Below are 24,155 nucleotides of genomic sequence, written 5' to 3' on the forward strand. Positions count from 1 at the left end.
TCTACTAACAAACATGTCCGTTTCGGATGAACCGCGTTTGCCACCGTCGTCAGAGTACGCCGGTGGCAACACGCATGCCTTCGGCCCTGGGCGGCATCTGCGCTCCCGTTCGAAGGTGCTCCCCGAGCACGCGCGCGGGCACAATCGCGCACTGGTTCTGCAGACGCTCTACCACGCGGGAGCGATGAGTCGTGCTGACCTCTCGCGCGAGACCGGGCTGACGAGGGTCACCATCTCCGACCTCGTCGCCGAGTTCATCGCCGACGGCATCGTGATCGAGATGGGTGTCCGAGAGACGGTCGGCCCCGGCAAGCCTCCGATCCTGATCGACATCGACCGTGTGGGCCACCAGATCATCGGGTTGGACCTGTCCGGTCCGAATGCGTTCGTCGGCGCCGTGCTCAGCCTCGACGGCGACGTTCTGGAGCGGCGCGAGGTCGAGCGCCCCGAGTCCGCCGACGGCGACGCCGCCTACGCGGCACTCCTCGAACTGGCGCGGGTGCTGGTCGCCGCCTCCACGCAGCCGTTGCTCGGAGTCGGCATCGGCACGCCGGGCGTCGTGCGCCCGGACGGCGTCGTGCTGAGCTCCCCGAACCTGGGCTGGACGAACTTCCGGCTCGAGGCGAAGCTCGGAGCCGATCTCGACCTTCCCGTGCTCGCCCGAAACGATGCCAACGCCGCCGTGCTCGCGGAGTACACCTTCGGTGACGCCAAGGCCGACTTCATGCTGATCAAGATCGGGCGAGGAGTCGGCGCTGGGCTCATCACCGGCAGCCAGCCATTGCTCGGCAGCCGCTTCGCTGCGGGCGAGATCGGACACGTCGTCGTAGGAACGGACGGCGGTCCGCGCTGCGCGTGCGGCAAGGACGGGTGTCTGGAAGCCTGGCTCAGCGTCACGCGTCTGCGCGAAGCGCTCGCCGCCGATCCTGCCGCCCGCGACGAGATCCTGCGCGATGCCGGAACGCGCATGGCGATCGCGATCGCTCCCATCGTGGCTGCACTCGACCTCTCCGAGGTCGTGCTGTCCGGCCCCGCCGACCTGCTCGACGGCATCCTGATCGATGCCGCGATCGAGACCTTGCACGCGCGGACGCTGGAAGGCGTCTTCGAAGACGCGCTCATCCGTCTCACCCACCAGGACGACATCGTCCTGCGGGGAGCCGCCGTCATGGTCCTCTCCAGTCAGCTGGGTGTCTCATGATCGCGGTCTCGAAGGCGCACGGGAGCGACATCCGATGACGGGTGTCGACCTCGCCGACCGTGCCGGTCGGCAGATTCGTGTGGGCCTGGACGTCGGCGGCACCAAGATCGATGCGGTCGCAGTCGACCCCGACGGGGAGATCCTCGGCCGACTCCGACGCCCCACCGGGTGGGGAGAGGACGCGGTGCTCGAGAACATCGCGCTCGCGGTCGGCACTCTCGCCGAGCAGGTCGGATTCTCCGTCTCCGACGTCCGCTCGGTCGGCGTCGGCATCCCCGGGCTGGTCGATGCGGACTCCGGTCGCGTGCTGCATGCCGTGAACCTCGGTGTCGACTCGCTCGACCTCGCCGTGCGGGCGGAGCGCACTCTCGGGGTGCCCTTCCGTGTCGAGAACGACGTGAAGGCGGCCGCTCTCGGCGCCGCCGCACTTCGGGGCGTCACCGGCTCCATGGCGTACCTGAACCTCGGAACAGGCGTCGCGGCCGGCATCGTGATGGACGGCCGGATCTGGCGCGGTGCACGCGGCACGGCCGGCGAGGTCGGGCACATCTCGGTCGACCCGAACGGACGGCTCTGCGGCTGCGGTCAGCGGGGCTGCGTGGAGACGTTCTGCGGCGGGGGAGCGCTCGCCAAGGCCTGGGGACGCCCCGGCGCGCTTCCGGTGCGCGACATCCTCGACGCCGCCGACGCCGGCGACCGGGAGGCCGTAGCCCTGCGCGACGATCTCTACCGGGGAGCAGCAGCCGCCGTCCGGGTGCTGGTGCTCTCGGCCGACATCGAGACCGTCATCATCGGCGGAGGACTCACCTCGCTCGGCGAGCGGTTGGAGAACGGCGTCCGGCGTGCTCTGCTGGCCGATGCCGAAGCCTCGCCCTTCATGCGTTCCCTGCACCTCGATGAAAGAATCGAGATGCTGCCGGCGGGCTCTCCCGCCGCAGCCTTCGGCGCCGCACTCGTCGGCGCATCCCTATCTGAGAAGGAGCCCGTTCCCCATGGCTGAGGTCGTCATCGTCGAGAACGCAGAGGCCGCGGGAACGCTGGTCGCGACCGAGATCGTCGAGCTCATCGCACAGCGCGCCGACGCCGTGCTGGGACTCGCCACCGGGTCGACGCCGCTGCCGGTGTACCAGGCGCTGCGCACGCAGCTCGCCGGGCGCGACCTGTCGCAGGTCCGCGGCTTCGCGCTCGACGAGTACGTGGGGCTGGACCCCGCACACCCGGAGAGCTACCGATCCGTCATCACGCGTGAGGTGATCGAGCCGCTGGGCCTCGATCCGCAGCGCATCCATGTGCCCAACGGGGCCCACGCGACCATCCAGCACGCGGGCGACGACTACGAGACCGCGATCGAGGCCGCAGGCGGAGTGGACCTGCAGATTCTCGGCATCGGTACCGACGGCCACATCGGGTTCAACGAGCCCGGCTCGTCGTTCGCATCGCGCACCCGGGTGAAGACGCTCACCGAGCAGACCCGCGAGGACAACGCCCGCTTCTTCGACTCGATCGACGACGTGCCCAAGCACTGCATCACACAGGGGCTCGGAACCATCCTGAGGGCCCGCCACCTCGTGCTCCTCGCCTTCGGCGAGGGCAAGGCTCAGGCGGTCGCCGACGCGGTCGAGGGGCCGCTCACGGCGTTCCTGCCCGGCTCGGCGATCCAGCTGCACCCGCACGCGACCGTCGTCGTGGACGAGGCAGCCGCGTCACGCCTGAAGCTCGCGGACTACTACCGCTACACCTTCGCCAACAAGCCGGCCTGGCAGGGCATCTGAGCCGGCTCAGCGGGCGAGCGCCGGCCACGCGAGCGGCAGCAGGTGCTCCACGCTGAGAGGCGCGAGCGGGAGAGTGGCCACGTCGTCCGGCGTGATCCAGCGCAGCTCGGCGAGCTCGGCCTGCACCGATATGGCGCCGGGGTCGATCGAGGTGGCGAAGGCATCCGCGACCACACGGTGACCCGGCTCGTTGGCGGCTGCGGAGATGAACCTCCCCAACGGGCGAAGGTCGCTTTCGACGAGCAGCACCCCCAGCTCCTCGTGCAGCTCGCGGATCAGGGTCTCTGCGGCAGATTCCCCGGGCTCCGGCTTGCCGCCCGGCTGCATGAACCGGGTCGTGCCGTGCTTGCGGACGACGAGCACCCGGTCGGCGTCATCGACGATCACGGCGGCGCTCACATGGATGTCAGGCATCGGCGGAGAAGACCTTTCCCGGGTTGAGGATGCCGTGCGGATCGAAGACCCGCACGATCTGTCGCTGCAGCTCCCACTGATCGGCGCCGAGTTCGTCGACCAGCCAGCGCCGTTTGAGCACGCCGATGCCGTGCTCGCCGGTCAGCGTGCCGCCCAGACGGATGGCAGCGCGGAACAGCTCATCTGCGGCTGCCCAGATGTGCGCGGGCGTCTCGGGTCCATCGAAGATGAAGTTGGGGTGCAGATTCCCGTCGCCCGCATGCGCGACGGTGGGGATCGTCAGCCCGAACTCGCGTTCGATGCGGGCGATCTCATCGAACATCTCGGGCATGGCGCTGCGGGGCACCGACACATCTTCGATCAACGTGGTCCCTAGCGTGGTCATCGCCGCATGCATGGAACGCCGGATGGCCAGGAGCCGCTCGCCTTCGTCGCGGTCGTGCGACACCACAGGCTCGCCCTCCTGCGCGCGCAGGAGGGCGGCGATCGTGTCGGCCTCGGCGATCGCGGCAGGGCCATCGGTCTGGATCGTGAGCTGGGCGGCCCCGGGTGGAGGGGGCGGGAGCTCGAGCAGGGCGTGGACAGCGGCGAGGCTCGCGGCATCCATCAGCTCCATGATCGACGGCTGCACACCGGACGCGGTGACGGATGCCGATGCCGCCGCCGCCCGCCGCACGTCCGGGAAGATCGCGGTGACCGTGCAGGTCTCGCCCGCGACCAGGCGTCGCAGCTTGAGCGTGGCCCCGACGACCACGCCCAGGGTCCCCTCCGAACCGATCACGAGAGAGGTCAGGTCGAGCCCCGTGACGCCTTTGACACTGCGATGGCCGAGGTGCAGCAGGCGCCCGTCCGCGAGGACGATGTCGACGCCGAGCACTGCATCGCGCACGACGCCGTACTTCGCGCACAGGAGTCCGCCTGCGCCGGTGGCGATGTTGCCGCCGACCGTGGAGATCTCGCGGCTGGCAGGGTCCGGTGCCCACCACACGCCGTGCGCGGCGAGAAGACGGTTGAGGTCGGCGTTCAGGATGCCGGGCTCGACCACCGCGAGCAGGTCATCCGGGCGGATCTCCACGACGGCGTCCATCCGCAGCGTCGAGAGGACGATTTCTCCCGAGCCGGCGTTCGCAGCTCCGGCGAGGCCGGTGCCGGCGCCGCGAACGACCACGGGAGTGCGCGTCGCGGTGGCGATGCGCAGGGTCTGCTGCACGTGCGCGACGGTTTCAGCATGCACGATCGCGAGGGGGCGACCGGCGGCGGCATGACCCGAGCTGTCGGCGCGCGCGGCCTCCAGTGAGGCCTCGTTGAGCTCGACGAGATCTCCGAGCGCATCCCGCAGCTGCGTGACGACGTTCATGACTCGACGCTCATGCCGCAGCACTCACACCGTGATGGCCACGCAGGGTGCTCATGCCCGGGTGCTCATGACAGCGCGCGGCGTCCGCTGATCACTCCGGCGGCGATCGCGACCAGACCGAAAGCCGTCCCGATCAATGCCTGGTCCATCGACCACCAGGCGATCGTGACGCCGACGTAGATGAGCAGCTCGACGGCGGCGCGGAGGAACGGATGCACGCGCAGCACCGGACGAGGAGAGAGGAACAGCGCCCAGACGAGCAGGATGACGACCGGGGCACCGATGCCGAGGATGATGTTCCAGGGAAGCGGCCACGTCGCGAAGCCCCACAGGGCGAGCGAGGCAATGGCCAGGACCAGGACGATGGCGCGGACGACGTCGATGACGGTGATGACCGGACGCTCGACGCCAGGTACGGGAACAGAATCCTGGGGCATGGTCCCAGTCTATTCGGCGCTCGCGGGCTCCTCCGCCGCAGAGGGGGCGCTGTCTGCCGCGGTCTCGGCCTCGGTGGTGTCCTCGACGGGCGCAACGGCTGACGCCGACGCCGCCTCGACGGGGGCTGCCTCCTCGACAGGCGCTGCTTCCTCGACGGGCACGGCCTCCTCGACGGGCACGGCCTCTTCGACGGGGGCGGCCTCTTCGACAGGAGCGGTCGGCGTCGCCGGGGCGTCCTCGACCGGGGCCTCAGCGACCGGAGTCGTGGTGTCATCGGCGCCGGGCAGAGGCTCGTCCGCGACCAGCTCGTCGATCGTCGAGGCGTCGACGAGGGAGGGCTCCGCGCCGTCACCCGTGAGCGCGCACACCAGCAGCCACCACTCGGGGATGGGAGCGAGAGTCCACAGCGTCGTCGTGGTCGCGGTGCCGACCTTGTCGCCGTTGACGTAGGCGAAGTCGACCGTGGCGTTGCCGCACAGCTGGGCCAAGCTCGCGCTCAGTGCGATCGTCCCGTAGCCCACCGCGTCGCCGTCGACGACGGGCGTGAGGGTCGTCGTCGCGTCGCCGCTGCCGTCGATCTGGGCACGGACGGTGGCAGACGTGGCGCCCGACACCTGCACCACATAGTGCGTGACGAAGAGTTCCTCCTCGCCGACCCATTCGAACCAGGTCTCGGCCTGACCGACGGTCGGCGATCCCTCGGGAACAGCAGGATCGACGGGGTCCACCGGGTCCACCGGATCGACGGGATCCACCGGGTCGACCGGCGTGACCGGCTTCTCGGGGACGGCCGGAGTGGGCGGAGCGGAGACCGGACCGGAAGGTGCCACAGGGTCGGGCGGTGTCTGGTCGGTCGGGGGAGCAGCGTCTTCTTTCGGGTCCGTGGCCGGCTCGTCGATGATGACGGGCTCGTCGAGCGTCATCGAGGCATCGGGGCCGACATCTGACGCGATCGACGAGGGGTCGCTGTCTCCGGCGTTGGGCTGCGATGCGGCGGGCTGCGCGCCGGCCAGGCCGGGGATGATCGTCGCGGCGGCGACGACACCGGCGACCACGAGTGCCGCAGACCCCGCGCCCACGAGGGCGCCCATGCCGGTGAGCATGCCACCGGTCGCCGCACCGCCGCCTGCCGAACCTGCCGCGCCACCGCCTGCTGCGGTGTTGCCACCGGCCGCACCGCCTGATCCGCTTCCCGATCCTGCGCCCATCGCGGCGGTCGTGCCGGACACGGTCGTGCCGGGGTCACCCGCGACGACGACTCCCGCAATGCCGGACGGTGCTGCGGCGAGGGCGACGATCGGCGCGCCCCCACCCTGCAGCGTCGCCAGATACCCGGCGGAGCCGGTGATACCGAGGACGAGGGGGAGGAGCACCAGAGCGAGGCGCTTCGAGACGTCCTTCGCCTCTGCGGCGACGATCATGCAGCGCGCGCACTCATCGAGGTGCAGCTCGAGGCGCTTGTAGTCGCGAGCGCTGAGGTTGCCCCGTGAGTACGCACCCAGGTGCTCGATCGTCCACTGGCAGTCGGAGCCGGGCGCGGCACTTCGCAGATGCGCCTGGATCCACGCTTCGCGCAGACCCTCCCTGGCGCGGAAGGCGAGTTGGGAGACGGCGCCGGACTTCATGCCGAGGAGCGGCGCGACATCCTGCGGCTTCATCTGCTCGATCTCGGTGTACCAGAGCACTTCCTGCCACCGCGAAGGGAGGCTGCGGAAGGCCTGCGCAGTGAGGCTGCGATCCAGCGCCTCGTTCGCCGCCTGATCGGTGCTGTCGGGGTCGGCGACGGAGTCGAGCTCGTCGATCGTCGACTCGCGACGCGACCGGCCCCACGCGGCCGCGGTGTTGCGGATGCTCGTGAACAGATAGGCGCGGAAAGAACCGTTTGGACCGCCACCCTTGACGATCGCCTGGTAGATGCGGGTGTACGACTCCTGCACGAGGTCGTCGGGGTCGATGGACGAGGTGACGGACCGAGCGACCGCGATGCCGGACGGGTAGTGGCGTCGCCAGAGTTCTCCGAACGCCTCCGTGTCACCCGAGCGGGTGCGGAGGATCAGATCGGCGTCAGCGATCGGCTCTTCGTGCGGAACGTTCTCTTCTTCGTGCACTTTCATCCATCTGTCGCGGGGCACTCGTGCGCCCTCACAAGAAGAGACGCGGGAGGGCGGCCCTCATCACGCGTCTTCTTCATTCTCACCCGAAATTCCCAGCAAGGCCACCCCTTCACAGAATTCCCTGCAAATCTTCTGGCTCAGAGAACCCCAGTTGGGAGGCCGCTTCCGGAGGGGGAGTCCAAGAATCTCGAAAAAAGATCGCGAAGCCGCGTAATGAATCGGCTCGGCCTTCGTCTCATCCCATAGAGACAGCCATACGAACTCCTCCGGGGGGCGGGGTTCGGGCGCTGGTGCGAGGGGCAACTGCACCAGCAGGGCGGGTCGGGAGCCTCGGGGGAGGAGTTCCCGGCCCCCCTCTCTATGAAGCGGGAACGAGGCCACCGATCTGGGGACCGGTGGCCTCCCTCCCGCGAAGACGAACCGGAGAACGCAGAGTTGCGCGTCGTCACGCGTCGTGCGGACCTCTTACCCGAAGAGCAGGTCTCCCACCCAGACGCGGACGACGCGCAGCTCTGCATCCCACAGCACCGCATCTCCGACGCGGCCGGGGCGCAGATCGCCGATCTCGGCGTCGCGACCGATCGCTCGTGCCGGTGTCTCCGTGAGGGCCTGGACTGCCGCAGACAGACTCACGCCCGCGCTCACCGCCCTCTGCAGTGCGATGTCCTGCGTGAGCGTCGAGCCGGCGATCGAGCCCGTGTCGTCGGCGCGGGCGATGCCATCGGCCACCGTGACGCTGACGGCTCCGAGGTCGTAGTGCCCGTCAGCGCTGCCGGCGGCAGCCATGGCGTCGGTGATCAACGCGACACGGCCAGGCGCCGCGTCGAACAGGAGCTTGATCACGCGCGGATCGAGGTGCACATCGTCGGCGATGGCTTCGAGCACCACGCGATGGTCCGCCGCGGCGGCGAGCACAGGGCCGGGCGCACGGTGGTGGATGCCCGGCATGGCGTTGAACGCGTGCGTGAGGATCGATGCCCCCGCTTCGAAGGCGGCGACAGCGACGTCCGCGTCCGCGCTCGTATGCCCGACCGCGGCAGCCGCTCCTGCCTCGACGATCTGGCGGATCGCGTCGAATCCGCCCGGCAGCTCCGGCGCGATCGTGACCTGCCGCACGGTGCCGCGGCCCGCCTCCAGCAACCGGGCGACGTCGTGTGCGGCGGGGGCGCGCAGCAGAGTCGGCTCGTGTGCGCCGTGGTGTGCCGGATCCAGGAACGGGCCTTCGAGATGCGAGCCGAGGATGTCGCCGTCGGTGCGCATGAGGTCGGCGACCAGGGCGACGTTGCGAGCGAGGTCGTCGAGGGAAGCCGTGACCAGTGAGACGACGGCCCGCGTGGTGCCGTGCTCGCGGTGCAGAGCGCGCGCGGTGCGGATGGCGTCGACGCCGTCGTCGAACGATGCGCCGGCGCCGCCGTGACCGTGGATGTCGATCAGGCCAGGGGTGAGCAGCGCTCCCTCTCCTGCAGCCGCAACGGCATCCACGACCTCGTCGGCCGGCGTCCAGTCCGTGCCGGTGCCGTGCGCGACGACGCGCCCGTTCTCGATCCGGACCCAGGCGTTCTCCACGATCTCGCCGCGCTCGACGAGCCGGGCGGAGTGGATGAGCAGCGAACCGCTCGTCGAGGACTGCACACTCATCGTTCGCTCCAGGGAATCTCGGCTGCGGCGTGGAAATCGATCCCTTCAGCCTTCCACAGCGGCGCGAGTGTCCCGAGCCGCGCGCGGAACGACTCCCACGCGCGCTCAGGACCCACTTGCGGCGACCAGGCCACTTCGGCCTGGGCTGCGGCGCGAGGGAAGACCAGCTGCTCGACCTCGCCGAGCGTGCGGGTGGTCTCGGACCAGAGCGGCGCTTCGACGCCGAGGATCGCGGTGTCCGGCACGTCGAGCACGGCCGTGGGTTCCCACTCGTACGCGGATCGGACGTCGATGGTCCCCGCCCAGGTCAGCCCGAGCGGGAAGTCGGGGGAGTACTTCATGTCGAGATACGTCACGTCGGCCGCCGACATGATCAGCGCGCCTCCGCGCTCGACGAAGTGCGCGGCCTCCTCCGCATGAGTGCCCTCGGGTGAGGTCTTGCCCCAGTACTGTCCGACGGTTCCCTCGGCGATGTGCGCCGCGGAGCCCATCTCGTGCCAGGCCACGGGGATCTTGCCCGCTTCCACCACGATCGCGGTCGCGCGCTCGGCGAACAGGTCGAAGTCCTCCTGCGCGGTGCCGAGCGACTCGTCGCCGCCGATGTGGAGGTACGGACCTGGCGTCATCTCGGCCAGTTCGCGCACGACGTCGCGCACGAAGTCGTAAGTGCGCTCCTCGTGGATGCGGACGCTGGAGTGCCCGACACCCCACCCGAGATAGGTCTCTCCGGCGACGGGCAGGGGCTGGCCGAGCCGCGCAGACTCGGCGATGAGGTTGTCGTTCAGCACCGGCACCTCGACGAGCTCGGGGTAGGCGACGCCGATCGCATGGGTGTGACCGGGCAGGTCGATCTCGGGGATCACGATCATGTGGCGCGATGCGGCATATGCCACGATCTCGCGGTAGGCGTCCTTCGTGTAGAAGCCGCCGGGGTCGCCGTTCGCCGATGTGGCGGATGCCCTCTCGGTCAGCAGCGGCCACGAGTCGATGTGCACGCGCCAACCCTGGTCGTCACTGAGGTGCAGGTGCAGGTGGTTGAGCTTGAGGGCGCTGGTGCTGTCGATGAACTTCTTCACGTCGTCGACGCCGAAGAAATGCCGGGCCACGTCGAGCATGACGCCGCGTCGAGCGAAGCGCGGGGAGTCCGCGACGTCGGCGCCGAGCAGTGCCCAGCCGGAATCGTCCTGTCGCAGCAGCTGCAGCAGCGTCTGCACGCCGTAGAAGAGTCCGGCCTCGTCGGCGCCGACGAGGATCGCGCGATCGCCGACCTCGAGCGTGTAGCCCTCCGGCGCCGAGGAACCCGTGTCTACGCGCAGCACGATCTCGGCGGGAGCCTCATCGGTGAGGGCGATGCGGATGCCGGTGCGGCGCTCGACCGCGTCGATCAGCTGGGCGGCCGCGGGGGAGGATCCGCACACGCGCGTGGTCGCCGTGATCGGCATCCGTCCCTCCCGTGCGACGGCGGAGACGGGCGCGGGGACGAGCGGAAGGGGGTGAGGAAGGACCATGAACAAAACCTACCCGTCGGTGTCGCCCAGTGGAATGGCGGACGTCGAATCGATTCTGTGATGGTTTACCGGAATGGGTCAGTCTGCGCGGCCTCCCTCATCGGCTATGCTCGTAACCGTCGCGACTGGCGTCTGGGTGGACTACCACCGGGGAGCGACTGACCACGGAATTCGACCGCGCGCCTGGGCCGATTGATACACCCTTCGAATCCGTTGTCAGAGGAGCATGTCATCATGACCGACCGTTACTTCAACGCCCCCCTCTCCGAGGTCGACCCGGAGATCGCCCAGGTTCTGGATCGTGAGCTGAAGCGTCAGCAGACGTTCCTCGAGATGATCGCCTCCGAGAACTTCGTGCCGGTCTCGGTGCTGCAGTCGCAGGGATCCGTGCTCACCAACAAGTACGCCGAGGGCTACCCCGGTCGCCGCTACTACGGCGGCTGCGAAGAGGTCGACGTCGCCGAGGAACTCGCGATCGCGCGCGCCAAGAGCCTGTTCGGCGCGGAGTTCGCGAACGTGCAGCCCCACTCCGGTGCATCGGCCAACGCGGCCGTGCTGCACGCCATCGCCCGCCCTGGCGACACCCTGCTCGGCCTGTCCCTCGACCAGGGCGGCCACCTCACGCACGGAATGAAGATCAACTTCTCCGGCCGGCTGTACAACATCGTCGCTTACGGCGTGAACCCCGAGACCTCGACGATCGACATGGACGAGGTCCGTCGCCTGGCCATCGAGCACAAGCCGAAGGTCATCATCGCGGGCTGGTCGGCCTACCCGCGCACGCTCGACTTCGCCGCCTTCCGCGAGATCGCCGACGAGGTCGGCGCACTGCTCTGGGTCGACATGGCGCACTTCGCCGGACTCGTCGCCGCGGGCCTGCACCCGAACCCGGTGCCCTTCGCCGACGTGGTCTCCTCGACCGTGCACAAGACCATCGGCGGCCCGCGTTCCGGCTTCATCCTCACGAACGACGCCGACATCGCCAAGAAGATCAACACGGCCGTGTTCCCCGGACAGCAGGGCGGACCGCTCATGCACGTGATCGCCGCGAAGGCGACCGCGTTCAAGCTCGCCGGCACGCCGGAGTTCAAGGAGCGTCAGGAGCGCGTGCTCCGTGGCGCTGCTCTGCTCGCCGAGCGGCTCTCGCAGCAGGACGTGAAGGATGCCGGCATCGCCGTGCGTTCCGGTGGCACCGACGTGCACCTCGTGCTGGTCGACCTGCGCGACGCCGAGGTCGACGGCAAGCAGGCCGAAGACCTGTTGCACGACATCCACATCACCGTGAACCGCAACGCGGTGCCGAACGACCCGCGCCCGCCGATGGTCACCTCCGGTCTGCGCATCGGCACCCCGGCGCTCGCCACGCGCGGATTCGGCGATGCCGAGTTCACCGAGGTCGCCGACATCATCGCCCTCGCGCTGCTCCCCGGCGCCGATGTCGAGGCTCTGCGCGCTCGCGTCGACGCCCTGGCTGCCGCCTTCCCGCTCTACCCGGACCTGCAGCAGTAGGCACTCCCACTCCCACGCCCTCCTCACGCGAGTGCACGGGTTCCTGCCGAGTGCACGGCTCGTCGACGTGACGAAGCCGTGCACTCGAGCGGAAGCCGTGCACTCGGCGAAGACCTAAGGACCAACACACATGACCGCGAAGATCCTTGATGGGAAGGCGGCATCCGCCGCGATCCGCGCAGAGCTGACCGAGCGCGTCGCGGCGCTGAAGGCGAAGGGGATCACCCCGGGCATCGCCACGGTGCTCGTGGGCGCCGACCCTGCCTCGCAGCTCTACGTCGGCATGAAGCATCGGCAGTCCGAGGCGATCGGGATGAACTCGATCCAGCGCGAGCTGCCGGCGGATGCCACACAGGCCGATGTCGAGGCGCTGATCGACGAACTCAACGCCGACTCGGCCTGCCACGGCTACATCGTGCAGCTGCCGCTGCCGAAGCACATCGACACCGACGCGATCCTCGAGCGCATCGATCCGGCGAAGGATGCCGACGGCCTGCACCCGACCAACCTCGGCCGGCTCGTGCTGAACGTCAACAGCCCGATCCATACCCCGCTGCCGTGCACGCCGCGCGGCGTCATCGAGCTGTTGCTGCGAAACGACTACGACCTCAAGGGCAAGCACGTGGTCGTGGTTGGCCGCGGTGTCACGATCGGACGCTCGATCGGCCTGCTGCTCACGCGCCGTGACCTGAACGCCACCGTCACCCTCACCCACACCGGCACGGTCGACATGCCGCGCTACCTGCGTGAGGCCGATGTGATCGTCGCAGCGGCGGGAGTGAAGCACCTGATCCGCGCCGAAGACGTGAAGCCCGGCGCTGCCGTGCTCGACGTCGGCGTGACGCGCGAGACCGACCCCGAGAGCGGCAAGAGCCTCGTGTTCGGCGATGTCCACCCCGATGTGGCCGAGGTCGCCGGCTTCCTCTCTCCGAACCCCGGCGGCGTGGGGCCGATGACCGTCGCCCTGCTCATGACCAACGTCGTCGAGGCCGCCGAGCGCGCCGCCTGACCACTTCGGTCGCAGAAAGGCACCCATTCCATCGCGGAGGGGTGCCTTTCTGCGACCAGCGGGTGCGGCGGCGTCAGCCCAGCTCGTCGAGCATGCGGCGCTGCTCGGGCGTCAGGCCATCCTTCAGCTCTGCGCGGGCCGCGGCCGTCTCCGGGGCCTCAGCCGCAGGAGCAGCGGAGGCGGACGGCGATGCGGCGTCGGACCCACGTCTTGCCTGCACCTTGCCCTGCACGGCGTCATACAGCTGTGCGGCCTTGGCGCGCAGCTTGTCGTCGACCTGGTCATAGATCATCCAGCCGAAGAGCAGGAACAGGGGCGGGAGCGCGAACCCCCAGAATCCGGATGCGCGCACGCCGCTCAACCAGACCGTGAGCACCCACACGATGAGCTCGACGACGTAGACCAGCACGTACTGCACGACCTTCTCGCCGGCCTTCGTGCGCTCGGCCGCCGACTTCGCGGCGGACTTGCGGAATGCCGCGGCGAGAGTCGGTTTCACGAAGAGCGCGGCGAGCGTGAGGATCACGGCGGCCCACAGGGCGTGCAGGCCGACCGAGACACCGGGGAACAGCAGGCCGATGAGCAGCAGGACGGCCACATTGAACACGTAGAGCGCGGCGAACCGGATGATTCCGTTCTTCATGCGACCAGAATCCCACACCCTCCCGGTGGGTGGCAGCACCGTGACGGCGCGGGAGTCGTCGTCGACGGAGCCGGCGCCCACGGCCCGGCCGTACACTGAGGGCGCTGCGTCCACATCCACATCCGCTCGCCCGCCCGACGATCCGCCTCCGCCCCGGGAGCCCACGATGACGATCGATCTCGACCCGCTCCTGGATTCGGTCGATATCCTCACCACCTCCGAGGGGGCGCACTGGCCGGCCCACCAGCACGATGATCACGAGCTGCTGTCGGCGATCACCCGCACCGTGACCGTCGTCACCCCGGATGCCGTCTACATCGCGCCCCGGGGAACGAGCATCTGGATCCCCGCCGGCGTCGTGCACGAGGTCACCGCAGCACCGGGCAACAGCATGCGATGCACCTGGTTCGAGCCGGACGCGGGTGCGGAGCTGAGCACCCGCGTCGTCGTGACCACCGTGCCGCCGCTGCTGGACGATGTGCTCGCGCAGCTCTCGCGCTACACCGATCCCGTGCGTCGCGCGCGGGCCGAGGCCTTCGCTCTGGATCTGCTCGGTGATTCCGGCGACGCGGAGGTCGGACTGCCGACGCCGTCGACCTCGTGGTTGCGCGCTGTCACCGATGCGCTGGTCGCCGCCCCCGCCGACCGGCGCACGGTGGATGCGTGGGCCGCGCAGTCGTCCGTGAGCGTGCGCACGTTCACCCGGCAGTTCGCTGCGGAGACGGGCATGGCGTTCTCGCGCTGGCGGGCGGAGCTGCGCCTGCGGGTGGCGATGTCGATGCTCGCGAATGGGACCGAGGTCGGTCGTACCGCGCGCGCCGTGGGCTTCGAATCGCTCGCCGCGTTCTCTGCAGCGTTCCGGCGGCGCACAGGGGTGTCGCCGCGCGCCTTCGCACGCAGCCACGGTTCGGTGACCGATTCGCGCGCATAGTCGACCGATCAGCGCAACTGAGGCCATCGAACCGGCAGGCGAGGGGCGACATAATTAGGTAACCCTTGCCTAATTGGAGATTCCCTTGCGCCCTTCCCCGCGCCTGCGAGCCGCGCTCGCCGCAGCAGTCATCGCCCCCCTCGTCCTCGCCGCCACCGCGTGCGCTCCCGACGCCGATTCCACCTCGGACGGCGGCGCCGCGGGAGCCGACACGATCATCGTCGACTCCGTGTACGGCGAGGTGACCGTCCCCGCCGCCCCGGAGCGGGTCGCGGCGATCTCGTACGACACCCCGTGGCAGGTCATGTCGCTCGATCTGCCCGTGGTGGCCGCGATCGACTACACCCAGTGGATCGACGGATACACCGAGGACCAGCAGGCGTACATCGCCGACGCCGCGAAGGTCGGCAGCTATGGCGAGGTGAACTTCGAGGCACTCGCCGGCGCCGCACCCGATGTCATCGTGGGCGACGCCTACGAGGTCGACGAGGCGACGTTCACACGCCTCAGCGAGATCGCGCCGACCGTCATCGTCGGCGGTGACGAACGCGGCGACTGGCAGTCCATCACCGAGGATCTCGCGACCGCGCTCGGTGCGCACGACACCTGGGAAGAGGCGAAGGCCTCCTATGAGGCGCGTCGTGACGAGGTCAAGGAGCAGTACGCCGACGTCATCGCGGCGAACACCTGGGCGAACTTCTCACTCGGCAACGAGGCCGGACAGTTCTCGATCCAGCTTCCCAGCGGGTCGACGGGCAACCTGATCGTGAACGAGATGGGACTCGCCTACGGCGACGGCATCCCGCTGGACACCGATGATGGCGCCGGTTACGTCTCGCTGCCCCTCGAGCAGATCGGCACGGTCCTCGACGGCGTCACGGTCGGACTCACCTATGAGAACCCGGACGGCACCAAGATGCCGGCGATCCAGGACGTGATCGACAGCAGCCTGTTCCAGCAGCTGGAGATCGCGAAGACCGAGCGGGTGTACGGACTGGTCTCGAACGTGACCGACTACCGCACCGCAGAGGAGTGGATCGACGAGCTCACCGCCAAGGTGCTCGAACCGCTCTCGCAGTGACGACTCTCGCCACGGGCGGGCGGTGGAAGCTCCGTCGCCCGCCTGACGCGGTCGTGCTGCCGATCGTGGTGCTCCTTCTGCTCACAGCCGTCGCGGCGAGCATCGCCGTCGGTTCGCGGGCTCTGACCTTCGACGAGCTGTTCGCCGCGCTGACCGCGCCGACCGGCACGGAGACGGATCTGATCGTGCGCGATGTGCGGCTGCCGCGCACGTTCATCGGCATCGCCGCAGGGAGCGCCCTCGCGGTCGCCGGTGTGATCATGCAGACGCTCACCCGCAACCCGCTCGCGGAGCCCGGGCTGCTGGGCGTCAACGCCGGTGCCTCGTTCGCCGTGGCGATCGCGATCGTGGTGCTCCGCGTCGGGGACTTCGGTGCGACGATGTGGTTCGCGTTCCTCGGTGCGGCGCTCGCGAGCGCCCTCGTCGCTGTGATCGGCGGAGTCGGACGCGGCGCCTCCATCGGGCGGCTCACCCTCACGGGCGTGGCGATCGGCGCGGTGCTCTCGGCTGCGACCGCCGCCCTCAGCCTGATCGACCCGCACGCCTACCAGTCCCTGCGGCTCTGGGGCGCCGGTGCGCTCGGTGGTCGTTCGTTCGATGCCGCCGTGCTCACGCTCCTGGTCGTCGCCGTCGGGCTCGTCCTCGTGGTGCTGATCGCGCCAGGGCTGGGCCTGCTCGCGCTGGGGGAGGACACGGCCCGTGCTCTGGGCGGCCAGGTCGGCGCCGCGCGTCTGGGCGGGTTCCTCGCGATCGTGGTGCTCTGCGGCGCGGCGACCGCGGCGGCAGGGCCGATCGCTTTCGTCGGACTCCTGGTGCCGCATGCGCTGCGCGCGGTCTTCGGCCCCGACACCCGCAGGCTGCTGATCTACAGTGCGCTAGCCGGTCCGATCCTGCTGCTGGGCGCCGATGTGCTCTGCGGCGTGCTGATCGCCCCGCGTTCGATCCCGGTCGGGGTGATGACCGCGTTCCTCGGTGCGCCCGTGCTGGTCGCCCTGGTGCTCTCGCGCCGGGTGCAGGCGGAGGGGGCGCCCTCGTGAGCGCCGCCTCCCTCATCGCCGTCCCGTGGAAGACCAGACGCCGTCGCCGGATCATCTGGATCTCGTCTGCCTTCGTGCTCGTGGCGTTGGCGATGGCCGGTCTGAGCCTCGGAGATGCCGCCATCCCGATCCCTGAGGTGTTCGCCGCCCTGTTCGGCAAGGGGGATTCAGGCACCCGGCTGATCGTGGTCGGGTGGAGGCTGCCGCGTGTGGTGCTCGGCGCCGCGATCGGCGCGATGCTCGCGCTGTCCGGAGCACTGTTCCAGGTCATCACCCGCAACCCGCTCGGCAGTCCCGACATCCTCGGCTTCTCGGCCGGCGCGTATACCGGCGCGCTCCTGGTCATCGTCGGAGGCTCGGTGAGCACGGCTGCCCTCACCATGGGGGCGGTCGGCGGAGGCATCGCCTCGGCAGCGCTGGTGTTCGCGCTCGTCGCGTGGCGCGGTGCCGGCGGCACCCGGCTGATCATCGTCGGCATCGCCCTGACCGCGATGCTCGGCGCAGTGAACACCATGATCGAGCTCGCCGCCGACGATGTCGTGGCGCACACCGCGGCGATCTGGGGCGCCGGATCCCTCAACGGCATCGACGGTCGATGGATCCCGGTCATCCTCGTCACGCTGCTGTCGGGCGGGCTGGTGATCGCGGCGCTCGCGCCAGGGCTCACGCTCTACGAACTCGGAGAGGACCGCGCGATGTCGCTCGGGGTACGGCCGGTGCGCCTGCGCATCTCGGCCATGCTGATCGGCGTGGTGCTGCTGGCGGTCACGATCGCCGCCGCCGGTCCGATCGCGTTCGTCGCGTTGGCTGCCCCGCAGATCGCACGCCGTGTCTGGCGCAGCGGACCGATGCCCTTCGCGGCGTCCGCCATGACCGGCGCGCTGCTGCTCATGTTCAGCGATCTGCTCGCGGCGCGGCTGTTCGCGCCGACCATGCTCCCCACCGGTCTCGTCACGATCGCGATCGGCGGACTCTACCTCGCCTGGATGCTCTCCGGAGCGAATCGAAGGAGGCGCTGATGCGCACCGACATCCCTGTGTACACCGCCGAGGTGGCGGCTCGTCGCACGATCACCCCGCACATGATGCGCATCACACTGCGCGGCGCACGTACCGCCGCTGGCGAGCGTTTCGCCTCCTGCGGCAGGCCGGACGAGTTCTTCGGTCTGTGGCTGACGACGGCAGACGGAGAGCAGGCCAAGCGGTACTATTCGGTGCGCGCGTGGCGCCCGGAGGCCGATGAGCTCGACATCGACTTCGTCGTGCACGCCGAAGGTCCGGCGACGCAGTGGGCCCGCGACGCGCGCCTCGGCGACACTGTGGCGTTCGACCTTCCCCGCGGACACTTCCAGGTTCCGGAGGGGACGGCGCGTGTGCTCCTGATCGGCGACGCCACCGCTCTGCCCGCGATCGGACGCATCCTCGACGAGCGCGCGGCGTCGGCTCCTCCCGTGCGGGCGATCCTGTCCGTCGACGATCCGCGCGATCAGCAGGATCTCCGTCTCCGCGACGGCGACAGGGCCACCTGGGTCGCGGCGGAGGACATCGTCGCCGAGACCTTCGCCGCCACCGCCGAAGGGCCGGATGCGACCTACCTCTGGTTCTCGGGAGAGGCGACGACGATGCGGGAGATCCGCCGTCACGTGCGGCACGAACTCCGTTGGCCGACGACCCGCTACATGACGATGGGGTACTGGCGCCGTGACGCCGAGCGGTGGGGGAAGAGGTTCGAGCAGCAGACCGAGCTGCCCGCACAGCTGGCCGCGATCTGGGAGAACGGCGACGACGACGAGACGCAGCGGGACCTCGCCGACGAGCTGCTGACGAGGTACGGACTGTGACCGAGACGACATTCGACATCCGCGGCCTGTCGGCGGGCTACCCGCACGGACGGCCCGTCTCCACCGGACTCGACCTCACGATCGCTCGGGGCTCCTTCGTCGCGATCATCGGGCCGAACGCCTGCGGCAAGTCGACGCTGCTGCGCACGATCGCGCGACTGCTGCCAGCGCTCGCCGGCTCCGTGCTGCTCGACGGCCGCGACATCCGTGAGCGCGGGGCGAAGGAGCTCGCCAGGGAGCTGGGCCTGCTGAGCCAGTCGGCTGAGGCCCCGGACGGCATGCGGGTGGCCGACCTGATCGCCCGAGGCCGGTACCCGCACCGACGGGCGTTCTCGGCGTGGAGCGACGCCGACGAGCAGGCGGTGCAGCGGGCGATGGAGAAGACCTCGGTGCTCGAACTCGCTGACCGCCCGATCGATGAGCTCTCGGGCGGGCAGAGGCAGCGCGTCTGGCTCGCGATGGCCCTCGCTCAGGAGACCGACGCGCTGCTGTTGGACGAGCCGACGACCTTCCTCGACATCACCCACCAGCTCGACATGCTGGACCTGTTCCGTGCGATCAACCACGAGCACGGGACGACGGTCGTCGCCGTGCTGCACGACCTGAATCAGGCCGCTCGGTATGCGGATCGCATCGTCGCGATGCGCGACGGCGCCATCGTGCGCACCGGTACCCCGGAGGAGGTGCTCACTCCCGAGGTGATGTCGCGCGTGTTCGACCTGGACTGCACGGTGATCGCCGACCCCGAGACCGGCACGCCGATGGTGGTGCCGCGGCGGCGGTGACGGCCCGGCGGGGCAGGTCAGGAACCCGCGAGCGTGCTCTCGATGCCGGTGATGCGCGCCTGCTCGTCGAAGCGGAAGGTGGCGGAGCCGGAGGCATCGACGACGGTGGCGCCGCTGAACGACTCGTCGGTCCAGGTGAGGGTCCAGTTCGCGAGACGAGCGAGATCCCACACTGCGGTGCGGGCGTCGGTGAGCGCGGTGCCAGACAGGACGCGGGGGAGCGCGATGACCGCGTCGGCCACGGTGAGCGGAGCGAGCGGGGCATCGAGCAGGAACACGGCGCGCGTGCCGCCGCCGACCGGCGCCGAGTAGTACGGCGCGCGCCCGGTGAGTTCGACGGCGACGCCGCCGACGACGTGGGCTGCCTGCGCGATCCACTCCTCGTCCGCCGTGGCATCGGCGGGGAAGGGCACCTCAGGGCTGGTGAGCTCGACGATGCCGTGCTCGGCGCCGTAGATCTGCAGCTGTGCCGCGACACCCTGCGGGTCGCCCTGCGGGTGGGCCCAGGCCCACAGCATCGAGCGGGGTCCCGGCGCGATCGTCGCGATCAGGTGTGCGCGCGTCACGAGCTGGCGCGAAGGGTCGGCGTTCGCCATGAAGGTGAGGGTGCCCGCGGCCATGTCCGCATCCCAGCGGTGCTCGCCGAGCGCATCGGCGGCAGCGGAGAGGGCATCCTGACGGAGCGCGGTGAACAGGGCGGCACGGTCGGCGAGGGGCTGGAGCGCGGCGAAGGTCATGAGGACAGTCTCGCCCGCGTAGCTATGAATACGCCAGAGCTAGCTCCGGGCGGTCAGGGTCCCGGCCGGCCTGCCCATCCGCCACACACTCGGGACGAACAGCGTTGTCAACGCGACGACGGCGTAGATGATCCCTGAGGAGATCAGCACGGTCGCGGGATCGGCGTGCGTGATCAGCCAGCCGTAGATCAGCGTGCCGATCGGCATCACCACGAAGCTGCCCAGCATGTCGTAGCTGGCGACCCGGGAGAGCTTCTCGCCCGGGATGTTCTCCATCATCGCGAGGTTCCACCCCGTGTTGAAGATCTCGACACCGGCGCCGGCGATGAACGCGGCGATCGCGAGCAGGACGACCGCCGGATGAGCACCCAGCACGGTCAACGGGATGGCGAACGCGGCCATGCCGATCATCCCGAAGCGCAGCGGACGCCGGAGGGGGAACCACAGCAGCAGCAGCGTCATGAGCAGTACGCCGACGCCCTCGGCGCTGACCACCCATCCCCAGCCGGCGATCCCGAGCAGATCGTTGTTCTTCGCGATGTAGGGGCCGACGACGCCCCAGGCGCCGACGTGGATCGCGTTCATGATCATGAACGCGATCACGACGGTCCACAGCCAGGAGCGGCTCCAGAACTCGTGCCAGCCGATCCTGAGGTCGTGGAACATCGTGGTCCCTCCGCCGTGCGCGGGCGGAGGAAGCTTCACGAGCGCGAGGATGGGGATCGCGATCAGCCAGCCGAGCGCCTGCACGACCATGGCCCAGGCCGGTCCCGCGGTGGCGACCAGGATGCCGGCGATGATCGGACCGCCGATCGTGACGGCGGAGCGCACGAACGAGAGCATCGCGTTCGCCTGCTGCAGGTGCTCCGGCGTCGTCAGCTGCGGGATGATGCCCTGCATGGCGGGCATCACGAAGGCGGTGGAGGCGCCGTTGACCACCGAGAGGACCACGAGCGCGGGGATCGTGGCTGTTCCGGTGAACAGGAGAGCGGCGATCGAGCCGATCGAGAGGATGTCGACCACGTAACAGGACTGGATGATCAGTGCGCGGGGCAGCCGGTCGGCGACCACGCCGCCGAACAGCACGAACACGATGTTGCTGATCGTGAACGCCGCGAGCACGAACGACAGGGAGAGGGCGTCGTTGTCGATCTCGAGCACGGCGAATGCCAGAGCGATCGACGACATCGATCCGGCGATCATCGTGATCGCACGCGCGAGGAAGAACCAGCGGAAGTTGCGGTCCTGCATCGCTGCGAGCCCGCGGCTCACGTCAGCATTCCGCGTCTGTGCATCCGTCCATCCTGGCACGGTCCCCGCCGGCAGCGGGGCAGGGAGGGGGGACCTCGGTCAGTAGCTTGCGCGCTCGGGTGCCTCGGTGGTGATGAAACGCGCGGCGAGGGCTTCGGAGGCTCGGGCGAGCAGCGCGACATCCGCCCCGACCGCGACGAAGTCGGCGCCGGCCGCGATGTAGGCGTCGGCGGCAGCCGGATCGAAGGCGTTGACCCCGACCGGCTTGCCCGCGGCCTGCACGGCGGAGAAGACGTGCTCCACGGCGGCCACGACGCGCGGGTGCGTCTGCTGCCCGAGCAGTCCCATCGAGGCCGAGAGGTCGGACGGACCGACGAACACCGCGTCGATGCCGTCGATCTCGGCGATCTCGGCTGCTGCCTCGACGCCCGCAGCGGTCTCGATCTGCACCGTGAGCGAGGTGTGTTCTGCCGATTCCTGAAGGTAGCGGTCAACACGGTTCCAGCGGGCGCTGCGTGCCAGTGCGCTGCCGACTCCGCGCACGCCCTCCGGCGGATAGCGGGTGGCGGCGACCGCGGCCTTCGCCTCCTCCGCCGTCGACACCATCGGGACGATGATGTTCTGCGCCCCGAGATCGAGCACCTGCTTGATCGCGACCGTGTCGTTCGCAGCCACCCGCACGAGCGGGGCGATCGGGTAGGCGGCGGCCGCCTGCAGCTGCAGCACGACCGACTCGAGGGTGTTCGCCGAGTGCTCCATGTCGATGAGCAGCCAGTCGAGACCAGATCCCGCAGCGACCTCCGTGACGAGCGGGCTCCCCGAGCACGCCCACATGCCGATCAGGGCACGATCGGACGACGCGAGGCGCGCGCGGAAGGAGGGCGCTAGATGAAGCGGCATGTGATTGTTCCCATCGGTCCGTAGTCGCACAGCACCTCGTCGCCGCGCGACACCCACATCGGGCGTGTGAACGATCCTGCCAGGATGATCTCCCCGGCCTCGAGACGCGCGCCGTGCTGGTGGAACTTGTTGGCGAGCCAGGCCACGCCGGTGGCCGGGTGCCCGAGCACACCCGCGGCGACGCCGGTCTCCTCGATCTCCCCGTTGCGGGAGAGCACGCCGGGCACCCAGCGCAGATCGATCTCGTCCGGGCGCTTGTGCACGTCGCCCAGGACCATGGCGCCGTAGGCGGCGTTGTCGCTGATGGTGTCGACGATCGTGCGGCCCTCGAGCTCGATGTGTGAGTTCAGCACCTCGAGGGCGGGCACGGCGTAGTCGATCGCCGCCAGGGCATCCTCAAGGGTGCAGTCCGGGCCCTCCAGCGGGGTCTTCAGCACGAAGGCGAGCTCCACCTCGATGCGCACGTTCGAGAAGTGGTCGACGGGAATCTCGGCGCCCGTCGGGTGCACGGTGTCGTCGAACATCACGCCGTAGTCCGGCTCGGTGATGCCGGTCGCCTGCTGCATGGCCTTCGACGTCAGCCCGATCTTGCGGCCGACGAGTCGGCGACCCGCCGCCAGGTTCTGGTCGCGCCAGACACCCTGGATGGCGTAGGAGTCCTCCACCGTCGCCTCCGGGTACCGGGCGGTGATCCGCGGGATCACGGCATGGGTACGGTCGGCCTCCGCGAGCTCGGCCGCGATCTGGGCGATCGTCTCTTCTGACAGCATCCGTCTTCCTCCTTCGTCGGGCCCTTCGACAAGCTCAGGGATCCAAGGTCTGGGTCGCTGAGCCTGTCGAAGCGCCACAGTGTCTAGAGCTGGTTGCCCAGCTTCTTCTCGCCGTCCTCCGCGCGGGTGTAGGAGAACCCGTCGGCGCCGATCGTGACGGCCATCTCGGAGCTGTCGGTGCGTGCGACGACCGGCTGCGGGTTGCCGTCGAGGTCGAGCACGAGCGAGGCATCCGTGTACCAGGAGGGGACGACGGGGTTGCCCCACCAGTCGCGACGCTGGTTGTCGTGCACATCCCAGGTGACCACCGGGTTGTCGGGGTCGCCCGTGTAGTAGTCCTGCGTGTACACCTCGACGCGGTGCCCGTCTGGATCCCGCAGGTAGAGGTAGAAGGCGTTGGAGACACCGTGGCGTCCGGGGCCGCGCTCGATCGAGTCGGAGCGGCGCAGGGCTCCGAGCTTGTCGCAGATGGCGAGGATGTTGTGCTTCTCGTGCGTCGCGAAGCACACGTGGTGCATGCGCGGACCGTCGCCGCCGGTCATGGCGGTGTCGTGCACGGTGGGCTTGCGGCGCATCCACGCGGCGTAGACGGTGCCCTCGTCGTCCTGGATGTCCTCCGTGACGCGGAAGCCGAGGTCCTGCATGAATCCGACGGCGCGCGGCACATCGGGGGTGACCTGGTTGAAGTGATCCAGGCGCACCAGCTCGCCGGGGATGTGCAGGTCGTAGCGCCAGGACATGCGCTCGACGTGGTCGGACTGGTGGAAGTACTCGTAGGGGAAGCCGAGCGGGTCGATCACGCGCACCGAGTCTCCGACGCCCTTCACGAAGCCCTCGGGGTTGCGACGCACATCGCAGCCGAGCTCGGTGTAGAACTCGACGGCGCGGTCGAGATCCTCGGGGGTGCGCACACGGTACGAGAACGCGGCGACCGCGGCGATCGGGCCCTTGCGCAGCACCAGATTGTGGTGGATGAATTCCTCGGTCGATCGCAGGTAGATCGCCTCGTCATCCTCTTCGGTCACGTAGAGGCCGAGGATGTCGACGTAGAACTGACGGGATGCCGCCAGGTCGGTGACGATGAGCTCCATGTACGCGCAGCGCAGGATGTCGGGCGGCGTGCTCTTCGGCGTCGCGACGGGGTTGTCGGAGCGGATCGGCGCCTCCTGGGAGACGTAGTATCCGGCGGAGGTCAGGGTCATGTCTTCGCGGTGTGTCAT

Annotated in this window: 23 protein-coding genes and 1 riboswitch; of the genes, 11 read left to right on the forward strand and 12 right to left on the reverse strand. The window is 69.4% G+C overall.

All coding sequences use genetic code 11. The features are described 5' to 3' along the window. The first annotated feature begins 13 nt into the window (after nucleotides 1–13). Genes MRBLWO12_RS01940 through nagB form a run of 3 tightly spaced genes read left to right on the forward strand, consistent with a single transcriptional unit; the run spans nucleotide 14 to nucleotide 2,973 of the window. The gene (locus tag MRBLWO12_RS01940) at nucleotides 14–1,201 is read left to right on the forward strand and encodes an ROK family transcriptional regulator (RefSeq protein ID WP_363552163.1); all 1,188 of its coding nucleotides are present in this window, start codon (nucleotides 14–16) and stop codon (nucleotides 1,199–1,201) included. Between the two features lie 34 nt (nucleotides 1,202–1,235). Then, nucleotides 1,236–2,201 (forward strand): ROK family protein, encoded by a 966-nt coding sequence (locus MRBLWO12_RS01945; RefSeq protein WP_363552165.1) that lies wholly within the window; start codon nucleotides 1,236–1,238, stop codon nucleotides 2,199–2,201. Continuing rightward, the gene (nagB, locus tag MRBLWO12_RS01950) at nucleotides 2,194–2,973 is read left to right on the forward strand and encodes a glucosamine-6-phosphate deaminase (protein ID WP_363552167.1); all 780 of its coding nucleotides are present in this window, start codon (nucleotides 2,194–2,196) and stop codon (nucleotides 2,971–2,973) included. The genes MRBLWO12_RS01945 and nagB overlap by 8 nt, the downstream gene beginning before the upstream one ends. Nucleotides 2,974–2,979: 6 nt before the next feature. Here the strand turns inward: nagB and MRBLWO12_RS01955 are convergent, their stop codons facing one another. From MRBLWO12_RS01955 to MRBLWO12_RS01980, 6 genes are all read right to left on the reverse strand, one after another. Then, nucleotides 2,980–3,387 (reverse strand): NUDIX hydrolase, encoded by a 408-nt coding sequence (locus MRBLWO12_RS01955; RefSeq protein WP_363552169.1) that lies wholly within the window; start codon nucleotides 3,385–3,387, stop codon nucleotides 2,980–2,982. Next, the gene (locus MRBLWO12_RS01960) at nucleotides 3,380–4,744 is read right to left on the reverse strand and encodes an FAD-binding oxidoreductase (RefSeq protein WP_363552171.1); all 1,365 of its coding nucleotides are present in this window, start codon (nucleotides 4,742–4,744) and stop codon (nucleotides 3,380–3,382) included. Before MRBLWO12_RS01960 ends, MRBLWO12_RS01955 begins: the two co-directional genes overlap by 8 nt. A gap of 65 nt (nucleotides 4,745–4,809) precedes the next feature. Further along, on the reverse strand, nucleotides 4,810–5,181 hold the full coding sequence (locus MRBLWO12_RS01965; RefSeq protein WP_363552173.1) for a YrdB family protein: 372 nt from the start codon (nucleotides 5,179–5,181) through the stop codon (nucleotides 4,810–4,812). Nucleotides 5,182–5,190: 9 nt separating this feature from the next. Next, nucleotides 5,191–7,290, reverse strand: coding sequence for a sigma-70 family RNA polymerase sigma factor (locus MRBLWO12_RS01970; protein ID WP_363552175.1), 2,100 nt, complete (start codon nucleotides 7,288–7,290; stop codon nucleotides 5,191–5,193). Between the two features lie 471 nt (nucleotides 7,291–7,761). Then, entirely contained in the window at nucleotides 7,762–8,934 is a 1,173-nt protein-coding gene (locus tag MRBLWO12_RS01975) for an N-acetylglucosamine-6-phosphate deacetylase (protein ID WP_363552177.1), read from the reverse strand. Next, entirely contained in the window at nucleotides 8,931–10,442 is a 1,512-nt protein-coding gene (locus MRBLWO12_RS01980) for a family 20 glycosylhydrolase (RefSeq protein ID WP_363552179.1), read from the reverse strand. Before MRBLWO12_RS01980 ends, MRBLWO12_RS01975 begins: the two co-directional genes overlap by 4 nt. 111 nt (nucleotides 10,443–10,553) lie before the next feature. Beyond that, nucleotides 10,554–10,638: riboswitch (ZMP/ZTP riboswitch) on the forward strand. 38 nt (nucleotides 10,639–10,676) lie between these two features. On the opposite strand from MRBLWO12_RS01980, the gene glyA reads away from it, so the two are divergent. Beyond that, nucleotides 10,677–11,951 (forward strand): serine hydroxymethyltransferase, encoded by a 1,275-nt coding sequence (glyA, locus tag MRBLWO12_RS01985; RefSeq protein ID WP_363552181.1) that lies wholly within the window; start codon nucleotides 10,677–10,679, stop codon nucleotides 11,949–11,951. A gap of 130 nt (nucleotides 11,952–12,081) precedes the next feature. Next, the gene (locus MRBLWO12_RS01990; RefSeq protein WP_363552183.1) at nucleotides 12,082–12,960 is read left to right on the forward strand and encodes a bifunctional methylenetetrahydrofolate dehydrogenase/methenyltetrahydrofolate cyclohydrolase; all 879 of its coding nucleotides are present in this window, start codon (nucleotides 12,082–12,084) and stop codon (nucleotides 12,958–12,960) included. 73 nt (nucleotides 12,961–13,033) lie between these two features. Here the strand turns inward: MRBLWO12_RS01990 and MRBLWO12_RS01995 are convergent, their stop codons facing one another. Beyond that, nucleotides 13,034–13,603: a hypothetical protein gene (locus MRBLWO12_RS01995; RefSeq protein ID WP_363552184.1), complete on the reverse strand. Its 570-nt coding sequence runs from the start codon at nucleotides 13,601–13,603 to the stop codon at nucleotides 13,034–13,036. Nucleotides 13,604–13,769: 166 nt separating this feature from the next. Here MRBLWO12_RS01995 and MRBLWO12_RS02000 point away from each other — a divergent pair, with 166 nt between their 5' ends. The 6 genes from MRBLWO12_RS02000 (at nucleotide 13,770) to MRBLWO12_RS02025 (ending at nucleotide 19,277) form a co-directional block, all read left to right on the forward strand. Then, a complete protein-coding gene (locus tag MRBLWO12_RS02000; RefSeq protein ID WP_363552186.1) occupies nucleotides 13,770–14,534 on the forward strand; it encodes a helix-turn-helix domain-containing protein in 765 nt (254 codons plus the stop codon). 85 nt (nucleotides 14,535–14,619) lie between these two features. After that, nucleotides 14,620–15,615: an ABC transporter substrate-binding protein gene (locus MRBLWO12_RS02005; protein WP_363552188.1), complete on the forward strand. Its 996-nt coding sequence runs from the start codon at nucleotides 14,620–14,622 to the stop codon at nucleotides 15,613–15,615. Next, complete coding sequence (locus tag MRBLWO12_RS02010) at nucleotides 15,612–16,652, forward strand: FecCD family ABC transporter permease (protein WP_363552190.1); 1,041 nt, start codon at nucleotides 15,612–15,614, stop codon at nucleotides 16,650–16,652. Before MRBLWO12_RS02005 ends, MRBLWO12_RS02010 begins: the two co-directional genes overlap by 4 nt. Then, nucleotides 16,649–17,671: a FecCD family ABC transporter permease gene (locus tag MRBLWO12_RS02015; protein WP_363552192.1), complete on the forward strand. Its 1,023-nt coding sequence runs from the start codon at nucleotides 16,649–16,651 to the stop codon at nucleotides 17,669–17,671. The genes MRBLWO12_RS02010 and MRBLWO12_RS02015 overlap by 4 nt, the downstream gene beginning before the upstream one ends. Continuing rightward, nucleotides 17,671–18,492, forward strand: a complete 822-nt coding sequence (locus MRBLWO12_RS02020; RefSeq protein ID WP_363552194.1) for a siderophore-interacting protein — start codon at nucleotides 17,671–17,673, stop codon at nucleotides 18,490–18,492. Before MRBLWO12_RS02015 ends, MRBLWO12_RS02020 begins: the two co-directional genes overlap by 1 nt. Next, nucleotides 18,489–19,277, forward strand: coding sequence for an ABC transporter ATP-binding protein (locus MRBLWO12_RS02025; protein ID WP_363552196.1), 789 nt, complete (start codon nucleotides 18,489–18,491; stop codon nucleotides 19,275–19,277). The genes MRBLWO12_RS02020 and MRBLWO12_RS02025 overlap by 4 nt, the downstream gene beginning before the upstream one ends. A 17-nt stretch (nucleotides 19,278–19,294) precedes the next feature. Here MRBLWO12_RS02025 and MRBLWO12_RS02030 read toward each other — a convergent pair whose 3' ends face one another. From MRBLWO12_RS02030 to hpaD, 5 genes are all read right to left on the reverse strand, one after another. Further along, complete coding sequence (locus MRBLWO12_RS02030) at nucleotides 19,295–20,014, reverse strand: DUF6882 domain-containing protein (RefSeq protein ID WP_363552198.1); 720 nt, start codon at nucleotides 20,012–20,014, stop codon at nucleotides 19,295–19,297. Between the two features lie 39 nt (nucleotides 20,015–20,053). Beyond that, nucleotides 20,054–21,286 carry an MFS transporter gene (locus MRBLWO12_RS02035; protein ID WP_363552200.1) on the reverse strand — a complete coding sequence of 411 codons (1,233 nt, stop codon included), beginning with the start codon at nucleotides 21,284–21,286 and terminating at the stop codon, nucleotides 20,054–20,056. A 78-nt stretch (nucleotides 21,287–21,364) separates the two neighbouring features. Next, nucleotides 21,365–22,165, reverse strand: a complete 801-nt coding sequence (locus tag MRBLWO12_RS02040) for an HpcH/HpaI aldolase family protein (RefSeq protein ID WP_363552202.1) — start codon at nucleotides 22,163–22,165, stop codon at nucleotides 21,365–21,367. Next, nucleotides 22,150–22,935 (reverse strand): 2-keto-4-pentenoate hydratase, encoded by a 786-nt coding sequence (locus MRBLWO12_RS02045; RefSeq protein WP_363552203.1) that lies wholly within the window; start codon nucleotides 22,933–22,935, stop codon nucleotides 22,150–22,152. The genes MRBLWO12_RS02040 and MRBLWO12_RS02045 overlap by 16 nt, the downstream gene beginning before the upstream one ends. Before the next feature lie 83 nt (nucleotides 22,936–23,018). Continuing rightward, complete coding sequence (gene hpaD / locus MRBLWO12_RS02050) at nucleotides 23,019–24,155, reverse strand: 3,4-dihydroxyphenylacetate 2,3-dioxygenase (protein WP_363552205.1); 1,137 nt, start codon at nucleotides 24,153–24,155, stop codon at nucleotides 23,019–23,021.

It is taken from the genome of Microbacterium sp. LWO12-1.2, from assembly GCF_040675875.1.
Lineage (GTDB): Bacteria > Actinomycetota > Actinomycetes > Actinomycetales > Microbacteriaceae > Microbacterium.

Excerpts from the sequence above, each read along its gene's own strand:
- MRBLWO12_RS01975 (WP_363552177.1), bottom strand. The coding sequence starts at position 8,934 with ATGAGTGTGCAGTCCTCGACGAGCGGTTCGCTGCTCATCCACTCCGCC.
- MRBLWO12_RS02040 (WP_363552202.1), bottom strand. The coding sequence starts at position 22,165 with ATGCCGCTTCATCTAGCGCCCTCCTTCCGCGCGCGCCTCGCGTCGTCC.
- MRBLWO12_RS01940 (WP_363552163.1), top strand. The coding sequence starts at position 14 with ATGTCCGTTTCGGATGAACCGCGTTTGCCACCGTCGTCAGAGTACGCC.
- MRBLWO12_RS02045 (WP_363552203.1), bottom strand. The coding sequence starts at position 22,935 with ATGCTGTCAGAAGAGACGATCGCCCAGATCGCGGCCGAGCTCGCGGAG.
- MRBLWO12_RS01990 (WP_363552183.1), top strand. The coding sequence starts at position 12,082 with ATGACCGCGAAGATCCTTGATGGGAAGGCGGCATCCGCCGCGATCCGC.
- MRBLWO12_RS02020 (WP_363552194.1), top strand. The coding sequence starts at position 17,671 with ATGCGCACCGACATCCCTGTGTACACCGCCGAGGTGGCGGCTCGTCGC.
- MRBLWO12_RS01945 (WP_363552165.1), top strand. The coding sequence starts at position 1,236 with ATGACGGGTGTCGACCTCGCCGACCGTGCCGGTCGGCAGATTCGTGTG.
- glyA (WP_363552181.1), top strand. The coding sequence starts at position 10,677 with ATGACCGACCGTTACTTCAACGCCCCCCTCTCCGAGGTCGACCCGGAG.
- MRBLWO12_RS01965 (WP_363552173.1), bottom strand. The coding sequence starts at position 5,181 with ATGCCCCAGGATTCTGTTCCCGTACCTGGCGTCGAGCGTCCGGTCATC.
- MRBLWO12_RS01980 (WP_363552179.1), bottom strand. The coding sequence starts at position 10,442 with ATGGTCCTTCCTCACCCCCTTCCGCTCGTCCCCGCGCCCGTCTCCGCC.
- MRBLWO12_RS02030 (WP_363552198.1), bottom strand. The coding sequence starts at position 20,014 with ATGACCTTCGCCGCGCTCCAGCCCCTCGCCGACCGTGCCGCCCTGTTC.
- MRBLWO12_RS01960 (WP_363552171.1), bottom strand. The coding sequence starts at position 4,744 with ATGAACGTCGTCACGCAGCTGCGGGATGCGCTCGGAGATCTCGTCGAG.
- MRBLWO12_RS01955 (WP_363552169.1), bottom strand. The coding sequence starts at position 3,387 with ATGCCTGACATCCATGTGAGCGCCGCCGTGATCGTCGATGACGCCGAC.
- nagB (WP_363552167.1), top strand. The coding sequence starts at position 2,194 with ATGGCTGAGGTCGTCATCGTCGAGAACGCAGAGGCCGCGGGAACGCTG.
- MRBLWO12_RS01995 (WP_363552184.1), bottom strand. The coding sequence starts at position 13,603 with ATGAAGAACGGAATCATCCGGTTCGCCGCGCTCTACGTGTTCAATGTG.
- hpaD (WP_363552205.1), bottom strand. The coding sequence starts at position 24,155 with ATGACACACCGCGAAGACATGACCCTGACCTCCGCCGGATACTACGTC.
- MRBLWO12_RS02000 (WP_363552186.1), top strand. The coding sequence starts at position 13,770 with ATGACGATCGATCTCGACCCGCTCCTGGATTCGGTCGATATCCTCACC.